The 15,683-nt window shown below is 73.7% G+C and carries 15 protein-coding genes; 2 read left to right on the forward strand and 13 right to left on the reverse strand.

All coding sequences use genetic code 11. The features are described from left to right. Positions 1 to 172: 172 nt before the first annotated feature. The 3 genes from ACWEN6_RS23715 to ACWEN6_RS23725 all read right to left on the reverse strand — a co-directional run bounded on the left by ACWEN6_RS23715 (position 173) and on the right by ACWEN6_RS23725 (position 5,505). Positions 173 to 3,955, reverse strand: coding sequence for a S41 family peptidase (locus ACWEN6_RS23715; protein ID WP_452572846.1), 3,783 nt, complete (start codon positions 3,953 to 3,955; stop codon positions 173 to 175). Between the two features lie 245 nt (positions 3,956 to 4,200). Further along, complete coding sequence (locus ACWEN6_RS23720) at positions 4,201 to 4,341, reverse strand: hypothetical protein (RefSeq protein WP_452572848.1); 141 nt, start codon at positions 4,339 to 4,341, stop codon at positions 4,201 to 4,203. 126 nt (positions 4,342 to 4,467) lie between these two features. Continuing rightward, entirely contained in the window at positions 4,468 to 5,505 is a 1,038-nt protein-coding gene (locus ACWEN6_RS23725; RefSeq protein WP_354849221.1) for an Rv2578c family radical SAM protein, read from the reverse strand. Between the two features lie 138 nt (positions 5,506 to 5,643). Here ACWEN6_RS23725 and ACWEN6_RS23730 point away from each other — a divergent pair, with 138 nt between their 5' ends. Further along, positions 5,644 to 5,922, forward strand: a complete 279-nt coding sequence (locus tag ACWEN6_RS23730) for a DUF3040 domain-containing protein (RefSeq protein WP_354849224.1) — start codon at positions 5,644 to 5,646, stop codon at positions 5,920 to 5,922. 52 nt (positions 5,923 to 5,974) lie between these two features. On the opposite strand, the gene ACWEN6_RS23735 is transcribed toward ACWEN6_RS23730, so the two are convergent. Continuing rightward, on the reverse strand, positions 5,975 to 7,609 hold the full coding sequence (locus tag ACWEN6_RS23735) for a penicillin-binding transpeptidase domain-containing protein (protein WP_452572850.1): 1,635 nt from the start codon (positions 7,607 to 7,609) through the stop codon (positions 5,975 to 5,977). Positions 7,610 to 7,740: 131 nt separating this feature from the next. After that, complete coding sequence (locus ACWEN6_RS23740) at positions 7,741 to 8,403, reverse strand: lysophospholipid acyltransferase family protein (RefSeq protein ID WP_354931320.1); 663 nt, start codon at positions 8,401 to 8,403, stop codon at positions 7,741 to 7,743. Positions 8,404 to 8,838: 435 nt separating this feature from the next. Between ACWEN6_RS23740 and ACWEN6_RS23745 the strand changes: the two genes are divergently transcribed. Beyond that, positions 8,839 to 9,390 carry a GNAT family N-acetyltransferase gene (locus ACWEN6_RS23745; RefSeq protein ID WP_452572852.1) on the forward strand — a complete coding sequence of 184 codons (552 nt, stop codon included), beginning with the start codon at positions 8,839 to 8,841 and terminating at the stop codon, positions 9,388 to 9,390. A 137-nt stretch (positions 9,391 to 9,527) separates the two neighbouring features. On the opposite strand, the gene ACWEN6_RS23750 is transcribed toward ACWEN6_RS23745, so the two are convergent. The 8 genes from ACWEN6_RS23750 to ACWEN6_RS23785 form a co-directional block, all read right to left on the reverse strand. After that, complete coding sequence (locus ACWEN6_RS23750) at positions 9,528 to 10,517, reverse strand: tyrosine-type recombinase/integrase (protein ID WP_354849235.1); 990 nt, start codon at positions 10,515 to 10,517, stop codon at positions 9,528 to 9,530. Between the two features lie 28 nt (positions 10,518 to 10,545). Next, positions 10,546 to 11,043, reverse strand: a complete 498-nt coding sequence (locus ACWEN6_RS23755) for a hypothetical protein (protein WP_354931314.1) — start codon at positions 11,041 to 11,043, stop codon at positions 10,546 to 10,548. A 104-nt stretch (positions 11,044 to 11,147) separates the two neighbouring features. Continuing rightward, entirely contained in the window at positions 11,148 to 11,528 is a 381-nt protein-coding gene (locus ACWEN6_RS23760) for a SchA/CurD-like domain-containing protein (protein ID WP_354849241.1), read from the reverse strand. Between the two features lie 89 nt (positions 11,529 to 11,617). Continuing rightward, positions 11,618 to 12,271: an antibiotic biosynthesis monooxygenase family protein gene (locus ACWEN6_RS23765; protein ID WP_354849244.1), complete on the reverse strand. Its 654-nt coding sequence runs from the start codon at positions 12,269 to 12,271 to the stop codon at positions 11,618 to 11,620. 91 nt (positions 12,272 to 12,362) lie between these two features. Further along, entirely contained in the window at positions 12,363 to 12,842 is a 480-nt protein-coding gene (locus ACWEN6_RS23770; RefSeq protein WP_354931305.1) for an SRPBCC family protein, read from the reverse strand. A gap of 15 nt (positions 12,843 to 12,857) precedes the next feature. Then, positions 12,858 to 13,109: an acyl carrier protein gene (locus ACWEN6_RS23775; protein ID WP_354849248.1), complete on the reverse strand. Its 252-nt coding sequence runs from the start codon at positions 13,107 to 13,109 to the stop codon at positions 12,858 to 12,860. Between the two features lie 29 nt (positions 13,110 to 13,138). Beyond that, on the reverse strand, positions 13,139 to 14,380 hold the full coding sequence (locus ACWEN6_RS23780) for a ketosynthase chain-length factor (protein WP_354931302.1): 1,242 nt from the start codon (positions 14,378 to 14,380) through the stop codon (positions 13,139 to 13,141). Beyond that, entirely contained in the window at positions 14,373 to 15,635 is a 1,263-nt protein-coding gene (locus tag ACWEN6_RS23785; RefSeq protein WP_354849622.1) for a beta-ketoacyl-[acyl-carrier-protein] synthase family protein, read from the reverse strand. The genes ACWEN6_RS23780 and ACWEN6_RS23785 overlap by 8 nt, the downstream gene beginning before the upstream one ends. Between the last annotated feature and the right edge of the window lie 48 nt (positions 15,636 to 15,683).

Here is a 15,683-nt window from a genome sequence, read left to right on the forward strand (position 1 = left end):
CAGCGACCTCACCGGCCCTGACCATGCCGGGCCGCACCGTCCGCGATCCGGCCGGTGATGAAACTTTCGCAGGAACGGGCGGGCGGTGCGGACGCCGGGCCGCGCCCCGCCGGTCACGATGGGGCGCGGCCCGGCCTCGGCCGGGTCCATGCGTGCGGGGGGAGGCCGGGGTCTACGCGCGCGGGGGGAGCAGGGGGGCGCCCAGGCGGGGGCGGTCGGCGGGGTTGGGGGTGTGCGGCGGGTACTGGGCCAGGCGCTCCAGCGCGACGTCGATCGCCCGTTCGAGCTGGGTGTCGAGGCCCCGCGCGTAGTCCTGCGGGGTGATGTCCACCTCGATGTCGGGATCGGTGCCGTAGTTCTCCACCCGCCAGCCGACGTCGTCGAAGGCGAAGGAGAACTCCGGCTGGGTGGTCACCGTGCCGTCGGCCAGCCGGTGGCGCGGCCAGATGCCGATCACCCCGCCCCAGGTGCGCTTGCCGATCAGCGGGCCGAGCCCGAGCAGCTTGAAGGTGTGACTGAAGATGTCGCCGTCCGACCCGGCCCACTCGTTGGTGACCGCGACCAGCGGGCCGCGCGGCGACTCGGCCGGATAGGGTTCCGGCACGCCCCAGCGCGGGAAGTCGTACCCCAGACGGCGCCGGGCGAGCTTCTGCAGCAGCAGCCCCGAGACGTGGCCGCCGCCGTTGAACCGGACGTCCACCACCAGCCCCTCGCGGTCGTACTCGGCCAGGAACCCGCGGTGGAACTCGGCGTAGCCGTCGGGGCCCATGTCGGGGATGTGCAGGTAGCCGACGCGGCCGCCGGTGCGCTCGTGGGTGCGGGCGCGGTTGGCCTCCACCCAGTCGCGGTAGCGGGCCGGCTGCTCGTCGGAGATCGCCTTGACGGTCACCGTCCTCGGCGGCCCGTCGCCGCGCCTGACCGTCAGCTCGACCTCCTGGTCGGCCTGGTTGACCAGCAGCCGGGCCGGGCCCGCCGCCGCCCCCACCGGCTGGCCGTTGATCGCCAGCACCGCGTCGCCGGGGCGCACGTCCAGGCCGGGACGGTTGAGCGGCGAGGTGGCCTCGGGGTCCCACGGGTCGCCGGCGACGATGCGCGCGATCGTGTGCACCCCGTCGGCGTAGGACCAGTCGACGCCGAGCTTGCCCTGCCAGTAGTGCGGGCGGGGCCGGTACTCCCCGCCGCTCTCGTAGGCGTGGGAGGTGCCGAGCTCGCCGAGCAGCTCCCACAGCAGGTCGGAGAACTCCCCGCGGGTGCCGACCCGGTCGACCAGCGGCAGGTAGCGCTCGTAGACGCCGTCCCAGTCGATGCCGGCCATGTCCTGCACCCAGAAGTTCTCCCGCTGCAGCCGCCACGCCTCGCGGAACATCTGCCGCCACTCGGCCTCCGGGCAGACCGACACCTTGACCCGGTCCAGGTCGATCCATCCCGACGCCCGGCCCGGAGCGTCGTCGTCCGGCGGCGCCTCGCCGGCCTTGACCACCCGCAGTCGTCCCCGCGAGCGGTAGAGCAGCGTCGTGCCGTCCTGGCCCAGGCGGAAGTCGCCGACGCCGGAGACCAGGGTGTCGCACTTGTGTTTGATGAGGTCGTAGGCCTGCAGCGTGCCGGAGGCCGGCTCGGGGGCGAACTCGTCGCCGCGGCTGCCCTCCACGGGGAAGCAGGTGAACAGCACCTTGTCCTTGGTGCCGGCCACACGGTCGTAGCGGCCCTCAGGCACAGGGAAGGCCATGACCCGCCGCTCGATGCCCTCCAGCTCGATCTCCAGCGGCTCCTCCTCGTCGTCGTCCTGGTCCTCTCGGTCGTCTCGGTCGTCGTCTTTCCCGTCGGGCGTGGAGGCGGCACGGTCGCCGGTGGCCGGGCCGCCCGCTTCGCCGGAGCCCGGGTGCGCGGCCGGCTCGTCCTTGCGGGTGGCGGCGTCCTTGGCCGTGTCCTTGGCCGTGTCCTTGGCGGCGGAGGCGTCGCCCGACAGCGGACGGGGTTCGGGCACGAACGGGGAGCCGACGTCGGAGCGCAGCGTGACCGCGTACGGGCGGGTGCCCTGCGGGAACCCCAGGTCGAACTGCAGGGAGTCGTAGACGGGGTTGAAGACGCGCTGGCCGATGAAGTACAGGTAGCGGCCCTCGGGGTCGAAGGCGGGCCTGCTGTCGCGCAGCACCGGCCGGGTGGCGCGGTAGGTCTCGCCGGTGTCCACCCGGCACAGCTTGATGGCCGTGGTCTGCGCGGTGTCGGGGAAGGTGTAGGCGAGCCAGTGGCCGTCGGAGGACCAGACGGCGTCCTCGATGCGCCCGAACCGGCTGCTGTCGACGACGGTCATCCTCGCCCCGCCGGGCTCGGCCGGTGCGGGCGCGCCGGATCCGGCGGAGGCGGGCGGCGCCTGACCCTGCCGCGCCGGTTGCGGGGACGTCGGGGCCGGGTGCCCGGGGGCCTGCGCGGCCTGCCCCGGCGTAGGCGCCTCCCCGCCCGCCTCCCCGCCGGCCGCCGCACCGGGAGCGGCGTCCTGGCCGGGCGCCGCCGGGACGCCGGGCCCGGCCGCGGCGCCGGCCGCGTCCTCGGCCACCGCGCCCAGGCCGACGGTCAGGGCCTCCCCGGACACCGCGGCGCCGGACACCGCAGCGCCTGACGCGGACGCGGGGGCGCCGGGCGCTGGAGTGCCGGGTGCGGGCGTGCCGCCCTGAGCACCGGGCGCGTCGGAGGCGTCCGCCGTGGCGGGCGCGGGCGGCGCGGGCTCCTCCGCCGCCGGGCGGGGGACGTCCGCGCCGTTCCCGGCGGAGGGCAGCTCGACGATCAGCAGCTCGTTGCGGTGGTTGGTCACCGCGATCTTGTCGGCGGCCGGTGACACCTCAAGGCCGATGGCTCGGCCGGTGTCCAGCTCCGTCAGCCGCACCGGGGCGGCGCTGCCGTCGGCGGTCAGCACGACCAGCACCTCGCGGTCGCCGTCGTCGCTGGCCGCCGCCACCAGGCGCCTGCCGTCCTCAAGCCAGGTCAGCAGGCGGTAGCGCACGCCGTCCGGCTCGCCGTGCTGGCGCACCGGCCCCTCCCAGCCGCCGAAGGAGTACGCCTTGCCGCGCGTGGTGACCGCCAGCCCGCCGCCGTCGGGGGACAGGCGGGCGCTGTCGAGGTAGGAGGCGGCCGAGACGAACCGGCGGTTGCGCTGGGTGCGCGAGCTGCCCAGCCGGACCTCCACGCGGCGCGACTCGCCCTCGCCCGGGTCCAGCAGATAGAGCTCGGCCCCCGCGTGGTAGACCAGCCGGTCGCCGTCGCCGGACAGGTTGCGGGCGTAGTAGTCGCCGTGGTCGGTGTGCCGCCGCAGGTCCTGCCCGGCGGGCGTGCAGGAGTAGACGTTGCCGATGCCCTCGTGGTCGGACAGGAAGTACACCCGCTCGCCCGCCCAGCACGGCGAGGCCAGGTTGCCCGCCAGGGAGATCAGGCGGGTGAACACGCCCTCGCCCTCGCGGTCGATCCACAGGTCGCCGACCGTGCCGCCGCGGTAGCGCTTCCATCGCGCCGGGTCGGCGGTGTTGCGGCCGAGCACGATGGCGCCGCCGGGGCCGTAGGAGATGGAGTTGGCCGGCCCGTAGGGCAGGCGCTGGGAGACCCCGTCGGCGTCGACCCGGTGCAGCCACTTGCGACGGTCGAAGGGCTGGCCGTCGTCGCTGGCGTAGATGATCGCGCCGGAGGGGTCCCACCCGGTGACCGTGCACAGCGCCCCGTCGTAGGTCATCCGCCGGGCGGTCCCGCCGTCGGCCGGCATGACGTACACCTCTTCGGGGCCCTCCTCCCGGCCCACGAAGGCGAGCCGGGAGCCGTCGGGGGAGAAGCGGGGATAGCCGGCCTCGGCGACGCCCGCGGTCAGGCGGAAGGCCCTGCCTCCGCCGGCGGACACCATCCACAGGTCGTCTTCGGCGGCGAAGACGACCACCTCGCCGAAGAGGGTGGGGAAGCGCACGTACACGGACATGGATCCTCGCGTTCGGGTGGGCCTCCCATGATCAGGCACCCGGGGCCGCCGCGTCGAGACCGCCGGCGATGCTGTCCGATGCCGGTCCCCGGCGCCGGGCCGGGCCGCGCACCGCCCGCCGGGCGTGACGGGCGGGCGCCCCCACCGGCGCGGCGACGCGCAACGGGTGCCTGACCACGCCGCTCACCTGGGCGCCCGGAATGCCCCGAGCGTGAGCTTCATCCTGGCGGGAGGCGCCGCGCGGGTCACCGGGTCTCGTCGGGACCGGTCTCGCGTCGGTCCTCTTCCTCGCGTTTGTTCTGTTTCATCTCGCGCGTGGCCTTGATGGCCGCCTTCTTGGCCTTCCCGGTAACCTTGTTGGACTTCTTCCGCGCCGCTCCTGCCATGGTTCCCCCTGTGTCTCACGGCTTTTATGTTGAATGCGTCATATTCGACGCATCCCGCGCGTTAAATACCCAACAGCGGAGACAATCACCCATATAGGTCGCCAGAGGGACGGATCGCCCCGTGCCTCAGAGCAGGGAGAGCTGTTCGGGGCCGGCCGCCGCCGGGGTCGCCGGGACCGGGAGCCGGACGCCGCCGTTGCCGGCCCGTGGGGAGCGGCCCACCCCGGCGCGCTCGGCCAGCTCGCGCACCTGCTGGACGACCCGCGACCGGTAGGCCTGCGGCGCGTAGGCGCCGCGGCCGTACAGCTCGAGGTAGCGGGGGACCAGGCGGGGATGCTCGCGGCCGAGCCAGCCGAGGAACCACTCGCGCGCGCCCGGCCGCAGGTGCAGCACGATCGGCACGATGTCGGTGGCGCCTGCCTGCGCGATCAGCTCGACAGTGCGGGCGAGCCGCCGCGGCGAGTCGCTCAGGTAGGGCAGGATCGGCGCCATCAGCACACCGCAGGACAGACCGCGGGAGGTGAGGGCGGCGCAGACCTCCAGCCGGGCGGCCGGGCGGGGCGTCCCCGGCTCGACCGAGCGCCACAGCTCGTCGTCCACCGAGCCGATGGACAGGGCGGTGGACACCTCGGTGACCTGCGCGGCCTCGGCCAGCAGGTCGAGGTCGCGCAGGATCAGCGAGCCCTTGGTCAGGACGGAGAAGGGGTTGCGGGCGTCGCGCAGCGCGGCCAGGATGCCTGGCATCAGGCGATAGCGGCCCTCGGCCCGCTGGTAGCAGTCGACGTTGGTGCCCATGGCGATGGGCTGCCCGCCCCAGCGCGGCGCCGCGAGCTCTTTGCGCAGCAACTCGGCGGCGTTGACCTTCACCACGATCTTGGAGTCGAAGTCGCGGCCGGAATCGAGGTCGAGGTAGGTGTGGGTCTTGCGCGCGAAGCAGTAGACGCAGGCGTGCGAGCAGCCGCGGTAGGGATTGACCGTCCACTGGAAGGGAACCTGGGACGCCGCGGGCACCCGGTTGACGATCGAGCGGGCATGGATCTCATAGAAGGTCATGCCACGGAACTCGGGGGTGTCGAAGGTTCTGGCGACGGCGCCGCGGGCGAACAGCGGCGCCTCGGAGGCGCCCTGGCCGGCGTCGGTCAGGCGCAGGTTGTCCCAGCGCATGACCCTGATTAGAACAGGATTTCGAAGGTGATCGCAACCGCGCCAAACTGACGGCAAAAAGGAGGCCTCGAAACGGCTAAAGATCTTCGTCGTTGGGCAGAACGTCGGCACACCGCTTGCGTCGCCGGGAGGTGCGGCATGGCCTGGTCGCAGGACGAGGAGCGAATGCTTGCCCAGATCGAGAGTTACCTCACCGACGAGGACCCGCGACTCGCCGCCCGGCTCGAGTCGTTCAACGAGCGTGTCGAGCGCCGGGAGAGCCAGCGGACCAAGCGCGCCGCCCGCGCCCACCGCGGCCGGCGCCGTCCCAGCCGCTCGACCATCATCATCCTCGTGAGCTGGCTGCTGATCGCCACGTTGATCGCGACTCTGCTGATCATGGTGTTCCGCCACGACGCGGCGGCCCTGCCGATGTGACCCCCGCCATCCCCGCGGCCGCGGGGATGGCTTTTCGCGGTCCCGGTGACCCTCAGCCCCGCAGGCCGCGCAGGAAGCGGGCGGCCACCGGGGCGGCCACCTCGCCGCCCATGCCGCCGGCCTCCACCACCACGGCGAACGCCACCTCGCCGCGGAAGCCGATGAACCACGCGTGGGAGTCCAGCTTCGGCCCGGTGCCGAACTCGGCGGTGCCGGTCTTGCCCGCCGTGCCCTTCGGCAGCCCGGCCCTCTTGGCGGTGCCCTTGCCGACCACGGCCGCCATCATGGTGCGCAGCGGCCCGGTCACCGTCTCGGGCAGCGGACGGGGCTGCAACTTCTGCTTGATCGAGGGGACCAGGGTCGGCGGGCGCCAGGTGCCGTCGGCCACCGCGGCGGCGACCGTCGCCATCACCAGCGGGCTGGCGGTGATGCGGCCCTGCCCGAAGGACTCGGCGGCCAGGTCGGCGTCGCTGGTCGGCGCCGGCATGCTGCCCTTGGCCGCCGGGACGCCGATGGACAGCGGCTGGTTGAAGCCCATCTCGGAGGCCACCTGGTACAGCTTGCCGCCGCCCAGGTGCCGGGCGGCGAGCGGGGCGAAGGTGGTGTTGCAGGAGTGGGCGTAGGAGTCGAGGAAGGTGAGCGAGCCGAACGCCTCGTGGTCGGAGTTGCGGATCGCCAGCCCGCCGACGGTGGCCTTCTCGGGGCAGGTGACCTTCTGGCCGGGGGTGAGGCCCTCGGCCAGCAGCCCCGCGGCGGTGACGGTCTTGAAGGTGGACCCGGGCGGGTAGCGCCCGTCCAGGGCGCGGTTGAACCCGCCGCGGTTGTTGACCACGGCGAGGATCTCACCGGTCGCGGGCCTGATCGCGACCAGCGAGGCGGGCTTGTCCAGGTCGCGCACGGCCGCGACGGCGGCCTTCTGCGCGGCCGGGTCGAGGCTGGTGCGCACGGGCGAACCCGGCGAGCCGTCGATGGTCTTCAGCGTCTGGACGGTCTTCTTGGACCCGTCGACCGTGGTGATGATCGTGGTCGGCACCCCGGCGAGCCGCTGCTGGAAGGTCTCCTGCAGGCCGCCGCGGCCGATCGCGTCGCCCGGCTTGTAGGAGGAGCCGAGCTTGGCGACGTCCTTGGCGGTGGCCTTGTCCAGGTAGCCGACCAGCTGCTGCACCGACCCGCCGGCGTCGCCGTTGTCGATGCGGCCGCCCGAGGCGTCCTCGACGGCGGCGCGCCCGGGCCAGGTGGTCTTCAGCGCCAGGTGGGTGGAGCCGGTCAGCGCCGGGTGGACGGCCGCCGGGGTCCAGGCGACCTTCCAGTGGTGGTCCTTCACCATCAGGTCCAGTGAGCCGGTGTAGGTCCAGTCGCCGATGTTCTTCAGCGTCATGGTGGCGGTGTAGGCGGCCTTGGCACGGCCGTCGCCCGCCGGGGTGACCGTGCCGAGACGCACCGCGACCTTCTCGGCCCCGAGCCGGTCGGCGGGTTCGGCGTAGGCCGCCTCGAAGCCGGGCGCCGGGGAGGCGAGGTCGGCCTTCATGGCCGCCAGGTCGCCCCGTGACCAGGCCGCGGCGAAGTGGCCCGCGGTCTGCTCGGCGCTGCCCCTGGTGTGCAGCACGTAGTAGGCGCCGCCGGCGGCGGCTCCGACCGCCAGCACGGTGACGGCGGAGGTGATCGCGATGGTACGGCCGCGCGGCACGCCTTACCCCCCGGTGTCTGGACGTCGCCACGAGCCTAGCGCGACCGGTCGGCGGCGCCCGCCGCTTCGCCGGGAAGCGGCCGGAAAGCGGTGCCCTCAGGCGGCCTCCTCAAGCCCCCTCAGGTGGTCCCTCAGGCGGCCCGCCTGGCCTGCTCCTTGAGGCTCGCGGCGTAGGCGGGCACGTACTCCTGGCCCGACAGGCGCTGGATCGCCGCCATCACCTCGTCGGTGACCGCCCGGCGGTCCCTGGCGCGGGCGGGGTCGCCGGTGAAGCTCATCGGCTCGCCCATGCGCACGCCGATCTTGGCCAGGCGCGGCACCGAGGCCCCCGGAGGCAGCACGCGCTCGGTGTTGACCATGGCGACCGGGATGACCGGGGCGCCCGTGGTCAGCGCGAGCCATGCGACGCCGATCTTGCCCCGGTAGAGCCTGCCGTCGGGGGAGCGGGTGCCCTCGGGGTAGATGCCGAACAGCTCGCCGGCCTTCAGCACCTGCACGGCCGCGTCCAGCATGGTCTGCGCCGCGGCGGCGCTCTCTCTGTCGATGGCGACCTGCCCGGTGGCCCGCATGTAGGTGGCCATCAGGCGGTTGCCGGTGAAGTACTCGTTCTTGGCGACGAAGGTCACCTTCCGGGGCAGCATGAGCGGCAGGAACACCGAGTCCAGGATGGACAGGTGGTTGGAGGCCAGGATGGCGGCCCCCGCCGAGGGGACGTGCTCGGCCCCGATCACCTTGGGGCGCCACAGCAGGCGCAGGACGGGACTGCTGATGATCTTCGTGAGGCGATAGAGCACGGACTCTCCCGGTGTGCGGACGACCAAGGCCCACCATACGACTCAGACGGGCAACTTTGTGTTACGCCCGCCCACAAACTGTTACATCGCGGTACAACGAAGCGCCCCGCAAGGCGTGCCTGCGGGGCGCTTCGTTGTTAGGCCGATGTGGCGGTCGCCTCCTCGGCGAGATGCACAACACGGCTCCAGCCGAACGGTATTCCGTGAAGGCGGTAATTGCGGCCCGGGGGACACAAACCACATCGGCTGCTTACAGTTAAGCACACTCGTGACACCCGTGAGGTCAGCGTGGCCGAACCCCGCCCCCTCACAGGGCGCCCCCAGGGGGACCCCTTAACCCCCGCTCGCGGCGGGCCGCCCGCCGCGGGCGGCCGGTGGGCGACCGGGTCCCGCGGGGCGCGGGAGTCCCCGAGCGCGTGCGCCACAATGGAGATCATGCTGACGACCGGACGGCTCATCCTGCGGCGCTGGCGCGAGGACGATCTGCGGCCTTTCGCCGAACTCAACGCCGATCCCGAGGTGATGGAGCACTTCCCCGCCCCGCTGACCCGGCAGGAGAGCGACGCGCTGGCCGGGCGCATCATGTCCCTCATGGAGGAGCACGGCTTCGGGCTCTGGGCGGTGGAGGTCGCCCGCAGCGGGAAGTTCATCGGGTTCACCGGCCTGGCGCCGCAGACCTTCCAGGCGCACTTCACCCCGGCGGTCGAGGTCGGCTGGCGGCTGCGCCGCTCGGCCTGGGGGCACGGCTACGCCACCGAGGCGGCGACGGCGAGCCTCGGGCACGCCTTCGGCCAGGCCGGGCTGGACCAGGTGGTCTCCATGACGGCGACCACCAACCTCCGCTCCCAGGCCGTCATGCGGCGCCTGGGCATGACGTGCGATCCGGCCGACGACTTCGACCACCCGCGCATCGATGAGGGCAGCCCGCTGCGCCGCCATGTGCTCTACCGCCTGGACGCCGCCACCTGGCGTGCCCGCCACGCCTGAGCACGCCGATCGCCCACCGGCGCCCCTGGGGCCGGATCCAAGGGCGCCGGCCCCAGAGGCGCCGATAGACGCCCGCGCGGAGACCGGGTGCAGGGCCGATGAGGCGCGGACGGGGCGCCCGGCCGGGACGGGCGGTGTCAGGGCGCGCCGGGGCGCAGGGGGCGGGCGTCGGGCATGCGCAGCCGGTCGACGGCCTCGCGGCGGCGGCTCTCGGGCCGGCGGTCGTAGCGCGCCGTGGTGACCGGCGAGGCGTGCCCGACCAGCGCCTGGGTGGTGGCCAGGTCCACCCCCGCGTCCAGCAGTTCGCCGATGAACGTGCGCCGGAAGTCGTGGGGGGTGCGCTTGGCGGCGCCCGCGGCGGCCAGGCGGCGGGCGACGATGTCGGCGACGGCCTGCCCGGTCATCGGCGCCGGACGCCCGGCGGGCGCGCGCAGCCGCCCGGCCTTGTTGACCGGGCAGAACAGCGCGCCGGGTTCGCGTCCCCGCACGGCCAGCCACGCCTCGGTGCGGGCCACCGCCTCGGCGGTCAGGTAGACCAGGCGCTCCTTGTCGCCCTTGCCGCGCACGCGAAGGGAGCGGGCCGCGGGGTCGTAGTCGCCGAAGGCGAGCCCGGCGACCTCGGCGCGGCGGCAGCCGGTGGAGTACAGCACGGCCAGCAGCGCGCCGTCGCGGGCCCCGGCGGGGGAGGCGTCCTGGTCGCAGGCGGCGAGCGCCGCCCCGGCGACCTCCGGCGGGACGTGCTGCCCGGCGGGAAGCCGGGCGTGCGCCAGGGTGGGCAGGTCGGCGGCGCGGTGGTAGTCCTCGGCGGTCATCAGGCCGAGGCGCCAGGCCTCGCGCATGACCCGGCGCAGCGCCACCAGGTGCTTGTTGACGTAGGCCGGCGACCATCCGCGCTCGGCGAGGATCGCGCGGATGCGCACCGTGTGCTCGTAGCGCAGCAGGTGCCAGGGCTGGCCGGCGCCGGTGGCGGCGGGGTCGCCGGTGATGACGCGGGCGAGCCGGTCGAGGCAGCCGCGCATCGTGCGGCGGGACTCGGCGCCGGTGAGGGCGCCGAGGTAGACCACGTAGGGATCGCCCGCGGGCGTGACGGCGCCGGGGCCGTCGTCGGGTACGGCGGGGACGTCCACGCGCCGATCTTAACCGGCCGCCGTTAATCTACAATGTAAAGGGGTCCGGTGGGTGCCGCAGCATGGTCACCAGGTCGGTCAGCCTGCGGCTGCGCGCCATCAACCCGGCGACCAGCGCCAGATCGTCACACCTGCCCCGGGTCAGCGGGAACCAGGCCTCGCGCAGCTCGCGCAGCGCCGGCTCCAGCCAGGCGCGGTCGGCGGCCGGGTGCAGCTCCACGATCACTCCCGCGGCCGGGCCGTCCTGTCCGGGGCCCTCCGGCGTGCCCCGCAGGATGGCCTGGCCGTCGCGTTCCATGCCGGCGACGGCCTCGCCGGCCTCCCGCTCGGTGAGCCCGGCCAGCGTGGCCAGCCGCCGCAGGGGCAGCGCCCCCTGGCGGCGCAGCGCGGCCAGGCAGCGGAAGCGGGCCGCGTCCAGGCCCGCCCGCGCGGCCAGGGCCTCCACCAGCCGGTCGGCCTGGGCGAACAGGCCGGCGGTCTCGCGTTCCACGGCCGCGATGACGTCGATGCCGTCGTCGTTGGACATGCTCGTGCTCCGTTCGCGGCGGCGGTCGCTTCCAGGCGGCCCCGGGCGGGGTGCGTGCCGCCCGGGACCGCGGGCCGGGCGGGCGCGGGGCCCGCCCGGCGGGCTCACAGCGGGCTGGTCTGCGCCCGGCTCTCGGACTGGGTGACGCAGCGCATCATCGCGTCGCGGAAGAACGCCGCGAACCCGTCGGGGGTGCCGGTGTCGCGGGCGTCGGCCAGGAACGGCACGATGTCCTTCTCGATGGTGTGCACGTGCCGCTGCGAGGCCAGATGCCGGGCGATGCCCGCGAAGTCGCCCTGGTAGTGGATGAGGCGCACCAGCACGTCGTCCTTGACGAAGACCCCCGTGCCGAGCAGCCGGGCGGTCTCCTCGCCGTGCTCGTCGGTGACGACGGGCGTCTCGAGGGGCGGGGAGTTGCCGAAGAGCTCGGTGAGCTCTTCCTCGTGCCCGGGCCTCACCCGGAAGGTGATCATCGCGTACGGCATCGGATACCTCCATGTTGGTCGTCGTGCGCCGGCGTCGCGTCCGCGGGCGCCGGCCCCGGGCGGCGCGCGTCCGGGGCCGGCCGGGCCGGTCAGTAGGCGGCCACGACCTCGTAGGAGCCGAAGATCCCGAGGTTCTTGTCGTGGTAGCGCGCGAGCGGCGAGGTGGTGGGCAGGTGTTCGGGGCTGCGCTCCCACTCGCGGTAGGCGGGCAGGTCGTCCCACTCGCTGAGCACCGCGTAGCGGCGCGGGTCGCGCAGGGAGCGCAGCAACTCGTTGCCGCGCAGCCCGGCCCGGCCGGCCAGGGTGGTGCTGATCTGGTGGTAGGCGCTCTCGATCGAGCCCTTGTCGGACTCGGGCTCGTTGAGGTACAGCGCGACGCGCACGCGGCCCGGCTGGGGAGCGGGCCGCTCGCCCAGGCGGGAGGAGACGAGCATGGGGGTCATCGAGGTGCCGGCGGCGTCGCGGTAGGGGTCGAGGCGCATACGGTTGGCGGCGTGCTCGGCGCTGTGCTCGAACTGGTGGAACCTCTCCTCGTTCTCCCAGTCGCTGACGATGTAGTAGACGCCGTCCTCGTCGGGGCTCTTGGCGAGCGACTGGCCGACGTTCGCGGGCTGGCGGGCGATGGTGGAGGCGACCTCCCGCCAGGTCTTCTCGAAGTCCCGCTCCATGCCGGGGTGGATCCGCATCTTGACCATGACGCGGTAGACGGTGCCGTCGTGGTCCTTCTGGTCGTGGTGGTTCATGCCCACTGTTCTCTTCCTGTCTGTTCTGTCTGGCGTGCGTTCTGGCGGGAGCGGGGAGGCGTGCGGGGACCGGCGCGGGGGCGCGGGCGCTTCAGGAGGTGGTCAGGCGCGTGGCGGGGGACTGCTCGGCGGCCTCCTCGACGAGCTGCCGGATGCGGTTCATCTGGATCACGGTGCTGTCGTTGAGGCGCTTGGTCATCTGCTTGTCGCTGAGCGGGGCGTCGGGCCGCATCTCGAAGTCCTGCACCCAGCGCATGCGCACCGCCTCGGGGACCTGGGTGTACTCCCAGAACAGGTTCATGTACTTGAACCAGCCGGGCTCGACCCGGTGGGCGCGCACGGTGCGGGTGGCCGGGTCGGGGGTGCGCTCGGACACCCAGCTCCACTCGTTGCCGTCGGCGTCGGGGTGCATGGTGAGCCGGAAGCGGATGGTGGGGCCGCGCCGCTCGAGGATCTGGGCCGAGGAGTACTCGCTGAACAGGGTGGGCCACGACTCGACGTCGTTGGTCATGTTCCACACCAGGTCCATGGGGCCGGCGATGATGATCTCGTTGTCGGTGTGTCCTGCCATGGCGTTCCTCCGGGTTCAGGCCGCGAGCCGGCGGTTGACGTAGTCGACGGCCGCCTGCGGGGTCTTCATCTCGTCGACGGCGTCGTCGGGGATGCGCACGCCGTACTCCTGCTGGATGCGCGCGGCCATCTCCAGCACGGCCAGCGAGTCGTAGCCGAGGTCGGCGAAGGTCATCTCGCCGATGTCGTCGGCGAGGTCGACGGTCTCGGGCACTCCCGCGCAGCCGCCCATGATGCGTCTCATGTCGTCGAGGGTGAATGTCGTCATGTCGTTCTCCGTTGTCGCGAGGTGGGTTGTCAGGGGGCCGTGACGAGCACGGCGGCGTTGAAGCCGCCGTGGCCGCGGGCCAGCACCAGGGCGTTGCGCACGGGCCCGTCTCTGGCCGCGCTGCGCACCAGGTCCAGCTCGCAGGCGGGCGCGGCGGCGCGCACGCCGACGGTGGGCGGGATGACGCCGTCGCGCACCGACAGCAGCGCGGTGGCCAGGTCCAGTGACGCCCCGCCGGCGTACAGGCGGCCGGTCATGGTCTTGGGCGCGGTGACCGGCACGCCGTGCGGCCCGAAGACCGCCGCGATGGCGCGGGCCTCGGCCAGGTCGTGGCCGGGCACGCCGAGGGCGTCGGCGAAGACGACGTCCACCTGCTCGGGGGTGACGCGGGCCTCGCGCAGGGCCAGGTCGATGGCGCGGCCGAGGTTGGAGCGGGGCTCGCGCCCGGGTTCGGGGCGCGGGTCGAACGTCGCGCCGTACCCGGTGATCACTCCGTAGGGGCGGGCGCCGCGGGAGCGGGCGGTGGCCTCGTCCTCGACGACGAGCATGGCGCCGCCCTCGCCGGGGACGTAGCCGCAGGCGTCGGCGTCGAAGGGCAGGTAGGCCCGTTCGGGGTCGTCGCGCGGGCTGAGCATCCCGGTGGAGATCTGGGCGACCAGCCCGTAGGGGCACAGCGAGGCGTCGGTGCCGCCGGTGACGACGACGGCGGCGCTCTGGCGCAGCAGCCGCCGCGCCTGGGCCATGACCTCCAGGCCGCCCGCCTGTTCGGCGCAGATGACCCCGCACGGGCCGCGCATGCCGTAGCGGATGGAGATCTGGCCGGTGGTGGCGGCGTAGAACCAGGCGATCGACTGGTAGACCCCGACGTACGAAGGCCCCTGGCTCCACAGCTTCTCGATCTCGCGCTGGCCGAACTCGGTGCCGCCCGAGGAGCTGGCGGTGACGACCGCCATCTCGTATTCGGGCAGGTCACCGGGTTTGACGCCCGCGTCGTGCAGGGCCATGTCGGCGGCCGCGAGGCCCAGGTGGCTCCAGTGGTCGGTCTGCACGGCCAGGCGGCTCGGCACGTGCTCGGTGTCGTCGAACTCCGACACCTCGCCCGCGACGCGCACCGGGTAGCGCTCGGCGTCGAAGCGGGTGATCCGCCCGAGCCCGCTCTTGCCGTCCAGCGTCGCGGCCCAGTAGGCCTGGGTGCCCAGGCCGTTGGGCGCGGCGACGCCGAGCCCGGTGACGACCGGCCGGGCGCCGGGTCGTCGGTTCGGTTCAGTCATGGCCGCCTCCGGGGCCGGCGTCGTCGCGGGCCAGCAGCATGGCCGTCTGGAACCCGCCGAAGCCGCTGCCGACGCTCAGGACCACGTCCACGGGCTGCTCGCGCGCGGTGAGCGGCACGTAGTCCAGGTCGCATTCGGGATCGGCGGTGTGCAGGTTGGCGGTGGGCGGGACGACGTTGTGCTTGATGGCCAGGGCGCAGGCGGCCAGCTCGATGGAGCCGATCGCGCCGAGCGAGTGGCCGATCATGGACTTGATGGAGCTGACCGGCGCCTGGTAGGCCCGCTCGCCGAGGGCGGCCTTGAACGCGGCCGTCTCGTGCCGGTCGTTCTGCCGGGTGCCCGAGCCGTGGGCGTTGATGTAGTCCACCTCGGCGGGGTCCAGCCGCGCCTGTGCCATGGCGGCCCTGATGGCCTCGGCCATCTCGCGGCCGTCGGGCTTGAGGCCGGTCATGTGGAAGGCGTTGCTGCGGCTGGCGAACCCGACGATCTCGGCGTACACCTGGGCGCCGCGCCGCAGCGCGGCCTCACGCTCCTCAAGGATCATGATGGCGCTGCCCTCGCCGAGGACGAAGCCGTTGCGCTCCATGTCGAAGGGGCGCGAGGCGTGCTCGGGGTCGTCGTTGCTGGGCGAGGTGGCCTTGATGGCGTCGAAGCAGGCGACGGTGATCGGCGAGATCGGCGCGTCGGTGGCGCCGGCCACGACGGCGTCCGCGCTGCCCTCCTTGACCAGCTGGTAGCCGTGCCCGACCGAGTCCAGGCCGGCGGTGCAGCCGGTGGAGATGAGCGCGACCGGGCCCTCGGCGCCGCCGGCCCAGGCGACCTCGGCGGCGATGGTGCTGGGCACCATGTACCCGTACAACTGGGGCACGCCGTAGGCCGGGTCGACCAGCCACCGCTTGCCGCCGTCGCTGAGGACGACGTACTCCTCCTCCAGCCCCATGGTGCAGCCGACGGCGCTGCCGACGGCGACGCCGAGCCGCTCGGGCGGCACGCCGGTCAGGCCGCTGTCGGCCAGCGCCTCGCGGGCGCTGACCACGCCGAGCTGGGCGGCGCGGTCCATGCGGCGCGCCTCCTGCGGCGACAGCCCCTGGGCGGCCGGGTCGAAGTCGCACTCGGCGGCGATCCGGGAGCGGAAGCCGGAGGCGTCGAACAGGCTGATGGCCCGCGTGGCGGTGCGCCCGGCGGCGACCAGCTCCCAGAAGGCCTTGACGCCGATGCCGCCCGGCGCGGTGACGCCGATGCCGGTGATGACCACCCGGCGGTCGCCGCTGCGGGCGCGCCGCGCCGCGCCCCTGCCGGAACG

It is taken from the genome of Sphaerisporangium sp. NPDC004334 (assembly GCF_053602655.1).

Excerpts from the sequence above, each read along its gene's own strand:
- ACWEN6_RS23715 (WP_452572846.1), bottom strand. The coding sequence starts at position 3,955 with ATGTCCGTGTACGTGCGCTTCCCCACCCTCTTCGGCGAGGTGGTCGTC.
- ACWEN6_RS23720 (WP_452572848.1), bottom strand. The coding sequence starts at position 4,341 with ATGGCAGGAGCGGCGCGGAAGAAGTCCAACAAGGTTACCGGGAAGGCC.
- ACWEN6_RS23725 (WP_354849221.1), bottom strand. The coding sequence starts at position 5,505 with ATGCGCTGGGACAACCTGCGCCTGACCGACGCCGGCCAGGGCGCCTCC.
- ACWEN6_RS23730 (WP_354849224.1), top strand. The coding sequence starts at position 5,644 with ATGGCCTGGTCGCAGGACGAGGAGCGAATGCTTGCCCAGATCGAGAGT.
- ACWEN6_RS23745 (WP_452572852.1), top strand. The coding sequence starts at position 8,839 with ATGCTGACGACCGGACGGCTCATCCTGCGGCGCTGGCGCGAGGACGAT.
- ACWEN6_RS23755 (WP_354931314.1), bottom strand. The coding sequence starts at position 11,043 with ATGTCCAACGACGACGGCATCGACGTCATCGCGGCCGTGGAACGCGAG.
- ACWEN6_RS23760 (WP_354849241.1), bottom strand. The coding sequence starts at position 11,528 with ATGCCGTACGCGATGATCACCTTCCGGGTGAGGCCCGGGCACGAGGAA.
- ACWEN6_RS23765 (WP_354849244.1), bottom strand. The coding sequence starts at position 12,271 with ATGAACCACCACGACCAGAAGGACCACGACGGCACCGTCTACCGCGTC.
- ACWEN6_RS23770 (WP_354931305.1), bottom strand. The coding sequence starts at position 12,842 with ATGGCAGGACACACCGACAACGAGATCATCATCGCCGGCCCCATGGAC.
- ACWEN6_RS23775 (WP_354849248.1), bottom strand. The coding sequence starts at position 13,109 with ATGACGACATTCACCCTCGACGACATGAGACGCATCATGGGCGGCTGC.
- ACWEN6_RS23780 (WP_354931302.1), bottom strand. The coding sequence starts at position 14,380 with ATGACTGAACCGAACCGACGACCCGGCGCCCGGCCGGTCGTCACCGGG.